Here is a 15,449-nt window from a genome sequence, read left to right on the forward strand (position 1 = left end):
CTTCAACCGGCAAACATTGGAATAAGGGTATTAATTAATATCTACACTCGATGGTAATATATTCAACTCTGTGCTGCGTCAATCATACCATTGGGCATACATAGGGTAATTTCTGGCGGTTCTTTGGATCACCTCAAGCATTTCCGGGCCGGTATCTTTAACTTTTTTTGCAGGTACGCCCGCATAAATAGAATTTGCTTCCACCACCGTACCGGGTAAAATAATGGCCCCTGCTGCAATGACAGCCCCGCTATGAACCACTGCATCATCCATAATAATTGCACCCATCCCTACCAGCACATTATCATGGATGGTACAGCCATGAACTATGGCATTATGAGCAATTGACACCTTGCTCCCGATCACCGTTTTGGCTTTTTGGTAGGTGCAGTGTATGATTGCCCCATCCTGAATATTGGTATCGTTACCAATAGTAATCGAATGAACATCACCCCTTACCACTGCATTAAACCATACGGTACAATTATCTCCCATGGTCACATCTCCGACCACCGTTGCATTCTCTGCCAGAAAACATTTTTCGCCAAATTTTGGTGCTACTCCTTTAATTTCCTTTATTAGTGCCATATTTTTAATGTTTGAACAATATTAGTTATCGCTATAATTTATAAATTTGTTATGCTAAGTATACTTTATAGCTAGCAATTTAAACCAACTAAAAAGAAGACACATGAAGAATTTGAATTTTTTGGGTTTTGCAGCCTTCGTTATTATCGCGGCGGCATGCGGCCAACAGAAAGAAGGAACTGATGCCGAGGTCTCCGAAGCTAAGGAAGTTACAGAGGTAGGCACCTCTGAGTCTTTCAGCATCAATAAGGAAGAAAGTAAAATAACCTGGATCGGAAGCAAACCCACCGGTAAGCATAATGGAATAATACCAATTGCCTCTGGAGACATTGCCGTAGAAGATAATCAGGTTGTTGGCGGAACTATTGTTATTAATGTAGCCGAAATAGACAATGAGGACTTGAAAGAAGATGCTGACAGCCACGGTAAGTTGGTTGGTCACCTAAAGTCGGAAGATTTTTTTGACACCCAAAACCACCCTACCGCTGAGTTTGTGATTACATCGGTTAAACCTTACAGCAAAGAGGATTCTGTAAAAGTAAAAGAAGAATTTGATACTCAATACAAACCTGCATCGGCTAAAGAACATATGGTAGCTTCACCTACGCATAAAGTGACAGGAAACTTAACTATGCGTGGTAAGAGCTTGAGTATATCCTTTCCGGCCAACGTGCAGGTTCAGGGTGACAAGGTTACTGCCAAAGCCAAATTTAACATTGACAGGACTCTTTGGGGACTCCAATACAATAACGAAGCTGATGTAGTGGATAAAGCAAAAGATAAGTTCATCTATAATACAGTTAATGTTGGCTTTGATATTGTGGCCGGCAATTAGTCATAAATCCCTGACAAACACATACGGAGGGACTGTTTTATAAGCAGTCCCTCTTTTTATTTACTTTTGCCAAAAACACGCTGCAGTTGAGAAAACACTCATTTAGATACGTTCTGGAAAACCCGGAGACTTTCAGGAAAAATGCTTTGGTCTGGGCATCATCTTTCAGTCACTGTACTTACTTCAATAACAACAATATTTTGAAATATCCATACGGCCCATTCGATAACATGCTTACCGTAGGTGCTCAAAGGATTATCAGCTTTGGCCATAAAAACAGTTTTGAAGAATTAAAGCAACATTATAAAACACGGCCTGACTGGATGATCGGGTATTTGGCCTATGATCTTAAAAATCAAACGGAAGTCCTGCAATCCAACAATCCGGATCATATGGGCTTCCCTGATATATATTTTTATATTCCTGAACATATTCTTTTTTTTAAAGGTAGCAGCCTCTACATAGAAAGTAACATTGCTCCCGACAGGCTTATGGAGGAGATTTACTATACTGAAAGTAAAAAGCCGGCTAAATTTAAAGAGCCCGTATTAAAACAGAATACCTCAAGGGATGAGTATATTAAAACGGTCAATAAGCTTAAAAATCACATAATTGAAGGGGACATTTATGAGATCAACTACTGTATGGAATTTTCAGGTTCTGATGGAGAAATAAATCCATTGGCCACCTACCTTCAGCTTGTGGACCTATCCCCTACTCCATTCTCGGTATACCATCAGTTTGAGAACCGCTATCTGATCTGCGCCAGCCCTGAAAGATTCCTTAAAAAGCAGACAGAAAAGTTAATATCACAACCCATAAAGGGCACTGCCAGACGGGGGTCATCCAGTTATGAAGATGAAATAATAAAACAGCAGCTTCGAACAGATGAAAAAGAACTGGCAGAAAACATGATGATTGTAGATTTGGTAAGAAATGACCTGGCCAAAAGCTCTAAAACCGGTACTGTTAAGGTCGATGAAATGTTTGGTATTTACACTTTCAAACAGTTGCACCAAATGATCTCTACGGTAACTTCGGAACTTAGGAACGATGTTCATTTCATAGATGCCATCAAAAATGCTTTCCCAATGGGAAGTATGACAGGTGCCCCTAAGGTAAAGGTAATGCAGCTCATTGAGCAGTACGAACAGGCCAAACGAGGCTTGTACTCCGGTGCAATGGGATACATTACTCCATCTGGGGATTTTGATTTTAATGTAGTTATTCGCAGCCTGCTGTACCATGCTGTTACAAAAAAGATTTCATTCCAGGTAGGAAGTGCCATTACCTACGATTCGGATCCTGAGCGGGAGTATGACGAGTGCCTGCTAAAAGCAAAAGCCATAATACAAACACTTAGCAGTCAGGGATAGTACAGGTTTACATTTTTAAGGAAAATAATTACTGACACAATGTCACTTTTATTGGTTATTATTACCTTTGCAATTCGATAATTAAAGGAGAACATCATGCAAAAGGTGATTGAAGATATAGATATTTTGGCGAACGATAATGCACAGCATGAGGCTTGTGAGACTGTTAAAGTATCAGTGGATGAAAATACCGGTAAGGAGCGAAAATTATATATAGAGAGCTATGGATGTCAGATGAACTTTTCAGACAGTGAAATAGTGTCTTCAATAATGAAAAAAGAAGGGTTTGACACAACTTCTAATTTCAATGAAGCAGATGTAATATTCCTTAACACATGCTCTATCAGGGAAAAAGCCGAACAAACAGTAAGAGCACGACTATCTCAGTTTAATACAGTGAAGAAAAATCGCCCTGAAATGATGATCGGGGTTCTGGGTTGTATGGCGGAGCGTCTTAAAAGCCAGCTTCTGGAAGAAGAAAAAGTAGTAGACCTCGTTGTGGGCCCTGATGCTTACCGTGACCTGCCTGGTCTTGTAAAGCAGGTTGATGAAGGTCAGAAAGCAGTAAATACTTTTCTTTCACGAGAAGAAACATATGCTGATATCAGCCCTGTCAGGCTCAACTCCAATGGGGTTACAGCATTTATCTCTATTATGAGAGGCTGCGACAATATGTGCTCATTTTGCGTTGTACCCTTCACTCGTGGTAGGGAGCGCAGCAGAGACCCCTATTCAATTATAAAAGAGGCTCAGGAGCTCTTTAACAATGGCTACCGGGAAGTAACACTTCTGGGACAAAACGTAGACTCGTACAAATGGTCTCCGGAAGTAAACAATAAGGCAAGGCTTGAAAAATCCGAAGTAAGCGAGATTATAAATTTTGCTAACCTGCTGGAAATGGTTGCCCTAGTAAATCCGGATTTACGTGTCCGCTTCTCAACTTCACACCCTAAAGACATAACAGATGAGGTACTTCATACTATGAAAAAGTATGAAAACATCTGTAACTATATTCACTTGCCTGCTCAAAGCGGCAACACGCGCGTACTGGATATAATGAACCGGACCTATACACGGGAATGGTATATCGACCGTGTTGATGCGATCAGAAGGATAATAGGTGAAGATTGTGGTATATCTTCAGATATGATTACCGGTTTTTGTACTGAAACCGAGGAGGAACATCAGGACACACTCACGCTAATGGATTATGTGAAGTATGATTTCTCCTATATGTTCTTCTATAGTGAGCGCCCAGGTACGCTGGCTGCTAAAAAGTTTGAAGATGATATTCCCCTCGAAGTGAAGAAGAGAAGGTTAAGTGAAATCATTGACAGGCAACAGAAATACTCCCTTGAACGCAACCAAAGGGATGTTGGCAAAGTCCACAAGGTGTTGATAGAAGGCTTCTCAAAAAGATCAAATGATGATTTACAAGGAAGAAATTCTGCAAACAAAGTGGTGATATTCCCTAAAAAGCACTATCAAAAAGGCCAGTACGTTAATGTATTGGTTGACAGGTGCACTCCTGCCACTTTATTTGGAAATATTGTTGATTGATCAATAACTTATGGATTTTGATATTTTAAGCATAAAGCAGCGATTTGGGATTATAGGCAACTCAGCATTGCTTAATCATGCCATACAGGTAGCAGCTCAGGTGGCTCCTACCGATATGTCGGTGCTGATAACCGGAGAAAGTGGAAGCGGAAAAGAATCGTTCAGCAAGATCATTCATCATATAAGCCCGCGGAAACATAACCAGTTCATTGCTATTAACTGTGGGTCAATACCCGAAGGCACTATCGATTCTGAGCTTTTCGGTCATGAGAAGGGATCATTTACTGGTGCCCATGAAGCCAGAAAGGGTTATTTTGAAGTTTCCAATGGTGGCACCATCTTCCTTGATGAAATAGGTGAAATGCCCCTGGGTACACAAGCCCGCCTATTGAGGGTGCTGGAAAATGGCGAATTTATTAAAGTAGGATCTTCCAAAGTTCAGAAAACTGATGTTCGGGTAGTAGCTGCTACCAATGTTAATCTGATGAAAAATGTCGAAGAGGGCAAGTTCAGAGAGGATCTGTACTATAGGTTAAGCACAGTACCTATCTATGTGCCCCCTTTGCGCGACAGAGGTGAAGATATCCTGCTACTGTTCAGAAAGTTTGCCACCGATTTTGCTGAAAAGTACAGAGTAAAGCCTATTTCACTCACAGAAGATGCCAAGGAAATATTACTTAAGTACAGATTTCCCGGCAATATCAGGCAGCTGAAAAACCTCACCGAGCAAATTTCGGTGCTGTCTACCGAAAACAAATCAATCGATTCTGAAACCTTGCTGCACTACCTGCCAAAGGATCAGAGCCAGCTTCCCGCTCTATACCGCGATCCGGATAAAGAAAAACAGGGACTTTCCGAACGCGACTTACTTTATAAGGTTCTTTTTGATATGAAAAAAGACATGAACGACCTTAAGAAATTTGTTCTTGAAGCTCTGCAAAGCGAAGGGTCAGCCAGTCAGGTAATTGAAGACCATAGTGAACTATTTGAAGGGCTGGATAATAACAACATTGAACAGACACCTCCTCCATTAGAAAAGCCTGTATTACTTAATATCAATTCGGGCGCCTCAGACAGAGGTCAGTCCTATGACAATGGAGATGCCGATATTCAGGATATTTCCCACGAGACAGAAGAAGACGAATCCTTGTCTATTGAAAAGAAAGAAAAAGAACTGATAATCAGAGCATTAAGAAAAAATAATAATAAAAGAAAGTACGCAGCCAAAGATTTGGGCATTTCGGAACGGACTTTGTATAGAAAAATCAAACAATACGAACTTGAAGACCTATAATCGAATAATCCTGTTGGCTCTGATGTTTCCCGTGATTTTACTGGGTGGGTGCGGCGTCTATTCATTTACCGGGGTGGCAATTACGGCCGAAACTATTTCTATCGAAATGTTTTATAATGACGCTGAGGGTGGGCCTCCCGATATGGCTCAGACTTTCTCCAATGAATTGAGAGATTATTACCAATCCAATACGAACCTAACACTGGTGGAATCGGACGGAGAGCTTCAATTGGAAGGTGTAATAACAGGATACAGGCTAACCCCAATAGCTCCCACAGCTACTAATAACGACCAACTTGGAGGTAGTACCTCGGCATTAACCAGGCTGACAATCACTGTACAAGCTACATATATAAATACACAGGATGATCAGTTTAACTTTGAAAACCGCTCATTCTCTTTTTACAGCGACTTCGATAGTAATCAAAATCTTACAACTATTGAAGATCAACTGCTTCAGGAAATATTTGACCAAATAATTTTGGATATATTCAATGCCTCGGTTGCCAATTGGTAATTTTTGATATATTTTTACTCACTAACGTTAAACTGGAAGTCAACAAAATCTGCGGCTTTGAATAAACAACGATTCATAAAAATACTAAAGGACTATCACAATATTCCCGGTGAAGACAGGAATAAGCTGCACGACCTTGCAAAAAACTACCCTTACAGCCAGGTTATTCATACCCTTGTGGCTAAGGCAAATCATGATGCAAAAACTGAAATAGCAGAGCAAACCTTACATTATGCTGCATTTTATGCAACGGACAGGCATGTGTTAAAAGAAATTATTCAGGAACAGCCCGTGCTGACTGCTGTTGCTGAAGCCGTTGAAGAAACTGCTTCTGCAGAAATGGTTGACAACCATCATATTACTGTAAGCCCGGATGTATACGACCAGGATGCCGATAAAATCAGAGATGCAGTGCTTTCGGACCTTGAAAACCTCAGAAGAAGCAAAGCTTCTTATATGCAATGGCTGGAAGATACTTCTCCTACGGAAATAAAAAAAGGGCCTGCTAAAGCGAAAAAAAAATCAAGAGGTACCGAGACAGAGAAGAAAAGTACAGCAAAAAAAAGCTCGGACACAAAAGCAAAAGAAGCTAAATCATCTGTAAAAGAGACAAAAACTTCTCCTGAAAAGAAAAAGAAGAAAACATCCAGAACCAAAAAGAAAACTACTAAAGAAAAAGCTGAAAAAGAGCCTGACGCGGTTATTCCTAAGCCATCCAAAAGAGGACCGAAACGGGTGGCTCATGATAAGCAAAAGGAAATCATAGAAAACTTTATCAGCAAAGAGCCCAGTATTACTGCCAAACCTTTAAAAACTACTGAGAATCAGCCTGATCTCTCCGAAGCCAGTACAGCCTTTAATGAAGACCTTGTCTCAGAAAATCTGGCACAGATTTTCATTAATCAGGGAAAGAAAAGTAAGGCTATTGATATTTATAAAAAATTAATTTGGAAGTTTCCGCAAAAAAAGGCTTACTTTGCGTCTCGAATTGAAGAATTGCAAAAATAATCATAAGGTCAAATAATGTTTACACTTATTTTAAGTTTAATAATTTTAACCGCTGTATTGCTGGTATTGGTAATTTTAGCTCAAAACTCAAAAGGCGGAGGGCTTTCCAGTCAGTTTGGCGGAGCAGGTGCAAGTAACATGATAGGTGTTAAAAAAACAGGTGACCTGTTAGAGAAACTAACCTGGGGTTTTGCTATTGCTATCTTTGTGCTTACTCTTTCCACAAGCTTTGTATTGAAAGAAAAACAAGGACCCACTGACGAATTCAGAGACAGAGCTCAGGAAGAAGGAGGTGCTTTACCTTCTCTTGATCTTGGAGTTGAAGGAGATGATGCCGGATCCGGTGAAAATACGGGACTTGAAGATATCTCTGGCGAATCTGATAGCGTGGAATAATTCAGATAATAATTAAGATATAAACGGTCACTCAAAAGGTGACCGTTTTTTTACGCCTTAGAGATATACCTGATCAGAAGGCGCTTGGCGACCGGTTCAAGCGTAGAGATATATGGAAATCTTACTTTAGAATAAATTAAAAATGTCGCCGGATTTGGCATATCTTTGAACCTTCTGGTCAACCCAATCTTCATACTCTCGTACGTATCTCCCATCCCGCGCCATAAACTATCAATTAAGGTAGTGTGTATCCCTCTGTATTTTTCTTCCGACGTTTCAAGAAATGTAAGCTGATACCTGTAAACTCTCGTTTGAGAGGACGGGCTATGACTTATAAAAAAATACCCCTCATCTGTATACAATGGAAGCAGACCCACCGGCGTCACTTCACAGTTACTTTCAACAAATTCATATATTTGCTTTCCTTCCGACAAAGATCCTTTAAAGAGTGGAAGTGCATAGTTAATAATATCACCGATTTCGTTCATCAGCTCATCATCCTCTACAATTTTCCTGTAAGTCAATTCCAGTTTTTCAAAATCCATCCCCGACAGTTCTTTAGGAAAATTTTTCTTTAGGGATTCATGATTGTTTTTAAAGGCAATTAAGTTATTATAATGAAAAACAAGGTCACCAAGTATAGGGTACAATTCCTGTTGCTGAAATGAATTTCTTACCTTTTTGAAATAAGCAAGTAGTACATACTTCTTGTACTCAAAATCAATAAGTCCATCTGTTAACCAGTCATTACTAAGTTTATCCATATCCTTCTTATTCTAATCCTTTACTTAACTATATAACAATTAAAGAGATATGATTTTCTTCTTCTAAATGGAGAATATACAAATAAATGCCGTCATTCGCAACATGCCTGACATTATGCCATGCTTCTCTCAGTGAAATAATGACAGGAGTCTGCCAAGTGTCTACAAAAAACTGGTGTACTTCTGCAAAAATGTCTTTTTTTTTATCTCGTTTGGCATTGGCACAAATCATGTAATAGCTCCGACATACAAAGACTTAAAAAGTTTAATTATTAAACCTATAACTAAAATGTCAAAAGTAAATATCAAACCTCTTGCAGACAGAGTTCTTGTAGAAGCTGCTGCCGCTGAAGAAAAAACAGCATCAGGTATTATTATCCCTGACACTGCCAAGGAAAAACCTCAAAAAGGAAAAGTAATTGCAGTGGGTAATGGCAAAAAAGATGAGCCTTTAACTGTTAAGGAAGGTGATGAAGTACTTTATGGCAAATATGCCGGAACTGAGATCACTGTTGATGGTAAAGAGTATCTTATCATGAGAGAGTCTGACATATTTGCAATAGTTTAATTGTTTAAATCAAACAGTTGAAAATTCATTCAAAAAAACACAAAATTTGAAAAATTATGGCTAAAGAAATATTATTTAACACATCTGCCCGTGAAAAGCTGAAGAAAGGCGTTGACGCTCTAGCTGATGCCGTAAAGGTGACCTTAGGACCAAAAGGTAGAAATGTAATCCTTGATAAAAAGTTTGGTGCACCAACTGTAACTAAAGACGGTGTATCTGTTGCAAAAGACATCGATTTGGAAGATGCAGTTGAAAATATGGGAGCTCAACTGGTAAAAGAAGTTGCCTCTAAAACTGCTGACGACGCCGGTGACGGTACTACAACAGCTACTGTATTAGCTCAGGCCATCTTTGCTCATGGTATTAAAAACGTAGCTGCAGGAGCTAACCCAATGGATCTTAAAAGAGGTATCGACAAAGCTGTTAACGCTGTTGTTGAAAACCTTAACAAGCAGTCAAAAACAATCAAAACCTCTAATGAAATTGCTCAGGTAGGTACTATTTCTGCCAACAATGATTCTGAAATTGGTGAAATGATTGCCAATGCAATGGAAAAAGTTGGTAAGGATGGTGTTATCACTGTTGAAGAAGCCAGAGGCACAGAAACCGAAGTTAAGACTGTAGAAGGTATGCAGTTTGACAGAGGTTATTTATCTCCTTACTTTGTTACCAACACTGAAAACATGGAAGCAGAGCTGGAGAACCCTTACGTACTGATCTGCGATAAAAAGATATCCTCAATGAAGGAGCTACTTCCTATCCTGGAAGCAAGCGCTCAAACAGGAAAACCTTTATTGATCATTGCTGAAGATGTAGATGGTGAAGCTCTTGCTACTTTAGTTGTAAACAAAATAAGAGGTGCACTGAAAATTGCAGCTGTTAAAGCTCCTGGTTTTGGTGACAGAAGAAAGGCAATGCTTGAGGATATCGCTGTTCTTACAGGTGGTACGGTAATCTCTGAAGAAAGAGGCTACAAGCTGGAAAACGCTACTCTTGACTACCTGGGTACTGCTGAAAAAATCAACATTGATAAGGATAACACTACAATCGTTAACGGTGCTGGTAAAAAAGAAGATATTCAGGCAAGAATTGCTCAGATTAAATCTCAGATCGAGAACACTACTTCAGATTATGATAAAGAAAAGCTTCAGGAAAGACTTGCCAAGCTTTCCGGAGGTGTAGCTATCCTCTACATTGGTGCTGCTACTGAAGTGGAAATGAAAGAGAAAAAAGACAGAGTAGATGATGCTTTGCATGCTACCAGAGCTGCCGTACAGGAAGGTGTTGTTGCTGGTGGTGGTGTAGCACTTATCAGAGCAATCGAAGTACTTGATGACGTAAAAACAAGCAACGAGGACCAAACTACTGGTGTTAATATCGTAAGATTGGCCCTTGAAGCTCCATTGAGAACTATAGTGCAGAATGCCGGTCTTGAAGGTTCTGTAATTGTACAGAAAATAAGAGAAGGTAAAGATGACTTTGGTTACAATGCCAGAGATAACAAATATGAGAACATGTTTGCCGCTGGTGTTATCGATCCTACTAAAGTTACGCGTCTGGCCCTGGAAAACGCTGCATCTATCGCAGGTTTACTATTAACTACAGAGGCTGTAGTAGCAGACCTTCCTGAAGAAGATGGTGGCGGACACCCTATGCCAGGTGGTGGCGGTATGCCAGGCATGATGTAATAATAAAACATCAGATCACAAATAAAAAGGCTTCGCAAATAGCGAAGCCTTTTTATTTAGCCATATTGAAATCATTTTAGGCTTTTACTGAGCTGATCAGTGCTCACCCTCCCCCTTTGACCACCACTAACTCAATGGGTAGTTTTAATATCTTTTTGAAATCTTCACCAGATTCCATCATATCTTCATCTTCCTCTTCATAATGCCAGAATACTTTCACATTATGATGTTCATTTACCTTCTCCAGCTTTCTGAGTATTTCTACAAGACATTTAGACGAGCTTGTATTAAAGTATTCAAGATTTACATGCAGCTTGGTTTCAGGTTGAGGTTTTTTCTCATATTCATCCAGCCATTCCAGCAAGGGTTTATAAAATTCAATAGAATTTTCAGGGATAGATCTGCCGGAAATTTCAAAATCACCATTCTGGGCATTAAAGTATAACCGTGGAGTTTTTGGTGAAGGAATTAATGTATAATTATCCATTATTAATGACTTGAATGTTTCAGATTAAATAAGTATCCTAATTTACGAATTTGCAAAGGTTACTTCTAAGGTAAAAAAAGAAAATTTCTCATCAATTTCCTCAAAGTTATATGACAATTTCCTTCCAGACTTTCTGGCCAGGTCAATCAGGCCAAGCCCCGCACCTCCGCCATGCGAAGGTATCCCGACATCTAAAATACCTCTGTATAGCTCTTTGAGCTCTTCATTGTTCAATGCGTTCACCATTTCAATCCTGGATCGGATACTAGCTATTTCACGAGTAAGCAAAAAGTTACCGGTTTTAATTTTATGTGTATTTTCGCATTCTAAAACGACAATGAATACCTCTGTCCTATCCTCAAGCACAGGGCTTTTTAAATAATTATATAGATTCTGTGTGATCTCTATCAGCAAATTGAAAAGTTTCTTTTGGAGGCCTTTTGATGAGTAATTGGCTGAGAGTAGCAGTTCAATACTTTTCAAAACTGTATTAAGGTCAGCAGTAGAAAGATTACCTAAGTAACTAAAGACTGTGCTATCCCTGGTGAGTTGCGCATAGCGCTGTTTAATATCAAACGTACTGATATTCATTAACTACAGTATAAGTTGTGAATATAACAATATTTTGTAGCAAAATATCCCGTAGTTCATTATTTATTATAAAAAAAGCTCAGAAATACATCTGAGCTTTTTATAAGTTTTTCTTTTTAGACCTCTACTTTGTCCTTTCTGGAGTAACCTTCCTCTTCAATAGCTACCTCGGGAGAAGCATCTTCGGCTCCATGGGTTAGCCTCTTTAGCGGTTTCAGTAAGGCTATAACCAGTGCACCAAACACTACACAAAAGATAGTTATTCCGGTAAATACTTCGAATTCTCCGGCACTGGTTGACAACTCTCCCAACTCTCCGGCCAGCTTGTTTCCAAATCCGGTAGCTGCAAAATAAAATCCCATCATAATAGACACATATTTTGCAGGTGCCAGCTTTGTTATGAATGACATGGCAACAGGCGAAGTACAAAGCTCTCCTATGGTGTGAAACATATAGGCGAAAATCAGCCAATACATAGCACTGCCATTGGTGCCCACTTCTTTCGTAGCAATGCTCATGAAGGTAAACCCAAGCCCCATTATAATAACGCCTATGGCCATCTTAAACAGTGAACTGGATTCCTTACCTTTCATTTTTCTATTATACCAGTAGAATGCAACCAGTGTACCTAAGGTAAATATGAAAAATGAATTAACGGATTGAAATACAGTTGCCGGAACCGTGTAAAAACCTTCAGGTGTTTCAGGATTGGGTACCGTAAACACCAGCATTCTTAGCAGTACAAAAGTTAGCAATAAGAACCCTGCACCAAAAAACCAAAATGTGCTGTTGGCCTTTTTTAACTTTGAATAGATGCCTCTTACCGTCAATCCTAGTATGGCAACTCCAAAGATTATATCAAGGTTTAGTATGGAGATCAGCCTGTCAGTTTTCTCACTCGCATAAAGATTCATCAATCCACCCGCTTGCTCGAAAGCACCCCAGAAAACAATTACGATAAGATAACTGAGAATAAGTACCACAACCCTGTCTCGCTCCTTGCCTTCCAGCTCTGAGAGCATAACAATAAAAAAGCCTACAAAAAATGATACACCCATTACCAGTAATCCGTATCCTATGGTGCCATTAAATAAGAGATAAGCTCCGGCTAAAAATACCACCACGTTTGCCACCAATGCCGCAACGTTGCCCATCAGCTTTGAAAGGTACGATGGTTCATTAGATTTTGATTCTGCCCCAAAAGTTTCCTCTCCCTTGTCGACCTCTCCTACGCCCTTAAGAAATCTGGTTCCCCATATGAACAATATCTGCCCTACAACCATACCTGCTCCGGCAAGCCCGAATCCAAAGTGCCAGTTTACATTTTCACCGAGTGGTCCAATGATCAACCCGGCCAAAAATGCACCAATATTAATACCTATATAAAAAATAGTAAATGCAATGTCCCTTCTTTCATCTTTCTGCTTGTAAAGCCCGCCTACCATTGTAGAAATATTGGGTTTTAACCCCCCAACACCCAGAACAATCAAGGTAATACCTGCATACCATGCCCAAACAGCCTCAATGGCCAAAATACCATGACCAATACAGAGCAGGATACCCCCAATAACGACCATCTTCTTTTGTCCGAAAACCTTATCTGCCAAAATACCTCCGGGAATGGAAGCTACATATACCATCATGGTATACCAACCGTATAGTTCAAGAGCTTTACTACTATCCCAGCCAAAGCCGGAGTTTTCGGCAGTTACAGACGCCGTAAGGAATAAAACAAACAGGGCGCGCATTCCGTAATAGGAGAATCTCTCCCATAACTCAGTGAAAAACAGGATATATAGCCCGACCGGATGGCCAAACAACTGCTTTCCATTGGCCGCATGATCAGGATGATTAATTGATAAATTTGACATATTAATTTAATAGTTCGTGCAAAAAATACCGCTAAAGCTAACATTGTTCATTTAGATAAGCAAATTATAATTATATGTTCGGCAAGCACGGATATGATTACAGGCGCTCATCATCACGCAAACGATTGAAATATCAAATTATCCTATTAATGAAGTAAACAATTTGTTATTTTTGTTGTCTTAAATTTTAAATCGACAAGGAATTTAAATCAAATCTTAATCATGCAAGAATTAGGGATAAAATCGGAGAAAGCTTCTGTTGAAAAGCTTGGAATTAAGGATTCTACTGCGCATTGGAATCTATCTCCGGAAAAATTGGCGGAAATCGCTGTTGAGGAAGGTCAGGCTGTAAAAACGGCATCAGGTGCAATTTCCGTTGACACAGGTGAGTTTACAGGGCGCTCACCCAAGGACAGGTTTATTGTTAAGGATGAAATAACTGAAGAAGCAGTTTGGTGGGGAAATATCAACATTCCGTTTGATGCCGATAAGTTTGACCAGCTTTATAACAAAATGGTTGATTACCTGTCAGGTAAAGAAATTTATGTAAGAGATGCCTATGCTTGTGCTGACCCTAATTACAGAACAAATATACGTGTTGTAAATGAGTACTCCTGGTCTAATATGTTTGTTTACAACATGTTTTTAAGGCCTACTGAAGATGAAATCAAATCATTTGAACATGAGTGGCTGGTAATTAATGCCCCTGGCTTTAAAGCTGACCCAGCCGTAGATGGTACCAGGCAGCATAATTTTGCCATATTGAATTTTAAAAAGAAAATTGCCCTTGTGGGAGGAACTGGATATACCGGCGAGATCAAAAAAGGAATTTTCTCTGCACTCAATTTCGTTTTACCTCATCAAAAAAATACATTATCAATGCATTGCTCTGCCAATATGGGCGAGCAAGGTGATACAGCCATTTTCTTCGGGCTCTCCGGTACAGGCAAAACTACTTTATCAGCCGACCCGGCCAGAAAGCTTATAGGTGATGACGAACATGGATGGTCAAATGAAAATACAGTATTTAACTTCGAGGGTGGTTGCTATGCAAAAGTAATAGACCTTTCTGAGGAGAAAGAACCAGATATATACAAAGCAATTAAAGAAGGTGCACTACTTGAAAATGTAGTAATCAAAAATGGCGATGTTGACTACAAAGACGGATCTAAAACTGAAAATACCAGGGTTAGCTATCCGATCTACCATATCAACAATATTGCTGAGCCTTCAATCGGAAAGAATCCTAAAAATATATTCTTCCTAACATGTGATGCTTATGGTGTTTTGCCTCCAATCTCCAAACTCACTCCAGGGCAGGCTGCATTCCACTTTATTTCCGGCTACACGGCAAAGGTTGCCGGTACAGAAGCTGGTATTACAGAGCCGGTAACTGCTTTCTCAGCTTGCTTCGGGGCACCGTTTATGCCATTGCACCCTACTAAATATGCGGAGATGCTGAGTAAAAAGATGCAGGATGCTGGGGTTAATGTATGGTTGGTAAACACCGGTTGGTCTGGTGGCCCTTATGGTATCGGAAGCAGAATGAGTCTCAAAATAACCAGAGGCCTGATCACCGCAGCCCTTAATGGTGATCTCAACGACGTTGAATACGAGAAGCATGAAATCTTTGGACTCAACATGCCTAAGACCTGCCCTAACGTCCCTGAAAGTGTATTAAATCCTAAAAACACATGGGCGGACAAGGAAGCTTATGATCTGAAGGCCAACGACCTTGCAAATGCATTTAACAAGAACTTTGAAAAGTTTGCAGAAAATGCAAATGAAGAAATCCTTGCAGCTGCACCAACTGCAAAAGTTAGTGCGTAGTAAAATTTTATTCTTTCAACAAATGTCAGGGGCTGGTCAGTTTTGATCAGCCCTTTTTTTCGGCAAAACTTCTAAA

At 39.8% G+C, this 15,449-nt stretch carries 15 protein-coding genes; 10 read left to right on the plus strand and 5 right to left on the minus strand.

Annotated elements, in window-relative coordinates; genetic code table 11:
• Positions 1-78 precede the first annotated feature (78 nt).
• Positions 79-588, minus strand: a complete 510-nt coding sequence (locus LVD17_RS24975; RefSeq protein WP_233762503.1) for a gamma carbonic anhydrase family protein — start codon at positions 586-588, stop codon at positions 79-81.
• A 103-nt stretch (positions 589-691) separates the two neighbouring features.
• Here LVD17_RS24975 and LVD17_RS24980 point away from each other — a divergent pair, with 103 nt between their 5' ends.
• The 7 genes from LVD17_RS24980 to secG all read left to right on the plus strand — a co-directional run bounded on the left by LVD17_RS24980 (position 692) and on the right by secG (position 7,574).
• Complete coding sequence (locus LVD17_RS24980; protein ID WP_233762505.1) at positions 692-1,423, plus strand: YceI family protein; 732 nt, start codon at positions 692-694, stop codon at positions 1,421-1,423.
• A gap of 86 nt (positions 1,424-1,509) precedes the next feature.
• Complete coding sequence (locus tag LVD17_RS24985) at positions 1,510-2,799, plus strand: anthranilate synthase component I family protein (RefSeq protein ID WP_233762507.1); 1,290 nt, start codon at positions 1,510-1,512, stop codon at positions 2,797-2,799.
• A gap of 96 nt (positions 2,800-2,895) precedes the next feature.
• Positions 2,896-4,359: a tRNA (N6-isopentenyl adenosine(37)-C2)-methylthiotransferase MiaB gene (miaB, locus tag LVD17_RS24990; protein ID WP_233762509.1), complete on the plus strand. Its 1,464-nt coding sequence runs from the start codon at positions 2,896-2,898 to the stop codon at positions 4,357-4,359.
• A 10-nt stretch (positions 4,360-4,369) separates the two neighbouring features.
• On the plus strand, positions 4,370-5,653 hold the full coding sequence (locus LVD17_RS24995) for a sigma-54 interaction domain-containing protein (protein ID WP_233762511.1): 1,284 nt from the start codon (positions 4,370-4,372) through the stop codon (positions 5,651-5,653).
• A complete protein-coding gene (locus LVD17_RS25000; protein ID WP_233762513.1) occupies positions 5,640-6,170 on the plus strand; it encodes an LptE family protein in 531 nt (176 codons plus the stop codon). Before LVD17_RS24995 ends, LVD17_RS25000 begins: the two co-directional genes overlap by 14 nt.
• 57 nt (positions 6,171-6,227) lie before the next feature.
• Entirely contained in the window at positions 6,228-7,178 is a 951-nt protein-coding gene (locus tag LVD17_RS25005) for a DUF8458 domain-containing protein (protein WP_233762515.1), read from the plus strand.
• Positions 7,179-7,193: 15 nt separating this feature from the next.
• The gene (secG, locus tag LVD17_RS25010) at positions 7,194-7,574 is read left to right on the plus strand and encodes a preprotein translocase subunit SecG (RefSeq protein ID WP_233762517.1); all 381 of its coding nucleotides are present in this window, start codon (positions 7,194-7,196) and stop codon (positions 7,572-7,574) included.
• Between the two features lie 50 nt (positions 7,575-7,624).
• On the opposite strand, the gene LVD17_RS25015 is transcribed toward secG, so the two are convergent.
• Positions 7,625-8,338, minus strand: a complete 714-nt coding sequence (locus LVD17_RS25015) for a hypothetical protein (protein WP_233762520.1) — start codon at positions 8,336-8,338, stop codon at positions 7,625-7,627.
• Positions 8,339-8,627: 289 nt separating this feature from the next.
• On the opposite strand from LVD17_RS25015, the gene groES reads away from it, so the two are divergent.
• Positions 8,628-8,906 (plus strand): co-chaperone GroES, encoded by a 279-nt coding sequence (gene groES / locus LVD17_RS25020; protein WP_202859550.1) that lies wholly within the window; start codon positions 8,628-8,630, stop codon positions 8,904-8,906.
• A 56-nt stretch (positions 8,907-8,962) separates the two neighbouring features.
• The gene (gene groL / locus LVD17_RS25025) at positions 8,963-10,594 is read left to right on the plus strand and encodes a chaperonin GroEL (RefSeq protein WP_233762522.1); all 1,632 of its coding nucleotides are present in this window, start codon (positions 8,963-8,965) and stop codon (positions 10,592-10,594) included.
• A 103-nt stretch (positions 10,595-10,697) separates the two neighbouring features.
• On the opposite strand, the gene LVD17_RS25030 is transcribed toward groL, so the two are convergent.
• The 3 genes from LVD17_RS25030 to LVD17_RS25040 form a co-directional block, all read right to left on the minus strand.
• Positions 10,698-11,081, minus strand: coding sequence for a DUF1987 domain-containing protein (locus LVD17_RS25030; protein WP_233762523.1), 384 nt, complete (start codon positions 11,079-11,081; stop codon positions 10,698-10,700).
• A 42-nt stretch (positions 11,082-11,123) separates the two neighbouring features.
• A complete protein-coding gene (locus LVD17_RS25035; RefSeq protein ID WP_233762525.1) occupies positions 11,124-11,672 on the minus strand; it encodes a SiaB family protein kinase in 549 nt (182 codons plus the stop codon).
• A gap of 116 nt (positions 11,673-11,788) precedes the next feature.
• The gene (locus LVD17_RS25040; protein WP_233762527.1) at positions 11,789-13,543 is read right to left on the minus strand and encodes a peptide MFS transporter; all 1,755 of its coding nucleotides are present in this window, start codon (positions 13,541-13,543) and stop codon (positions 11,789-11,791) included.
• A 222-nt stretch (positions 13,544-13,765) separates the two neighbouring features.
• On the opposite strand from LVD17_RS25040, the gene pckA reads away from it, so the two are divergent.
• Positions 13,766-15,373 carry a phosphoenolpyruvate carboxykinase (ATP) gene (gene pckA / locus LVD17_RS25045; RefSeq protein WP_233762529.1) on the plus strand — a complete coding sequence of 536 codons (1,608 nt, stop codon included), beginning with the start codon at positions 13,766-13,768 and terminating at the stop codon, positions 15,371-15,373.
• Positions 15,374-15,449: the final 76 nt, after the last annotated feature.

It is taken from the genome of Fulvivirga ulvae (genome assembly GCF_021389975.1).
In the GTDB taxonomy this organism is placed as follows: Bacteria; Bacteroidota; Bacteroidia; order Cytophagales; family Cyclobacteriaceae; genus Fulvivirga; species Fulvivirga ulvae.

Bases quoted from the DNA above. Each gene is read 5' to 3' on its own strand.
- LVD17_RS24975 (WP_233762503.1), bottom strand. From the start codon at position 588: ATGGCACTAATAAAGGAAATTAAAGGAGTAGCACCAAAATTTGGCGAA.
- LVD17_RS24980 (WP_233762505.1), top strand. From the start codon at position 692: ATGAAGAATTTGAATTTTTTGGGTTTTGCAGCCTTCGTTATTATCGCG.
- miaB (WP_233762509.1), top strand. From the start codon at position 2,896: ATGCAAAAGGTGATTGAAGATATAGATATTTTGGCGAACGATAATGCA.
- LVD17_RS24995 (WP_233762511.1), top strand. From the start codon at position 4,370: ATGGATTTTGATATTTTAAGCATAAAGCAGCGATTTGGGATTATAGGC.
- secG (WP_233762517.1), top strand. From the start codon at position 7,194: ATGTTTACACTTATTTTAAGTTTAATAATTTTAACCGCTGTATTGCTG.
- LVD17_RS25015 (WP_233762520.1), bottom strand. From the start codon at position 8,338: ATGGATAAACTTAGTAATGACTGGTTAACAGATGGACTTATTGATTTT.
- groES (WP_202859550.1), top strand. From the start codon at position 8,628: ATGTCAAAAGTAAATATCAAACCTCTTGCAGACAGAGTTCTTGTAGAA.
- groL (WP_233762522.1), top strand. From the start codon at position 8,963: ATGGCTAAAGAAATATTATTTAACACATCTGCCCGTGAAAAGCTGAAG.
- LVD17_RS25030 (WP_233762523.1), bottom strand. From the start codon at position 11,081: ATGGATAATTATACATTAATTCCTTCACCAAAAACTCCACGGTTATAC.
- LVD17_RS25035 (WP_233762525.1), bottom strand. From the start codon at position 11,672: ATGAATATCAGTACGTTTGATATTAAACAGCGCTATGCGCAACTCACC.
- LVD17_RS25040 (WP_233762527.1), bottom strand. From the start codon at position 13,543: ATGTCAAATTTATCAATTAATCATCCTGATCATGCGGCCAATGGAAAG.
- pckA (WP_233762529.1), top strand. From the start codon at position 13,766: ATGCAAGAATTAGGGATAAAATCGGAGAAAGCTTCTGTTGAAAAGCTT.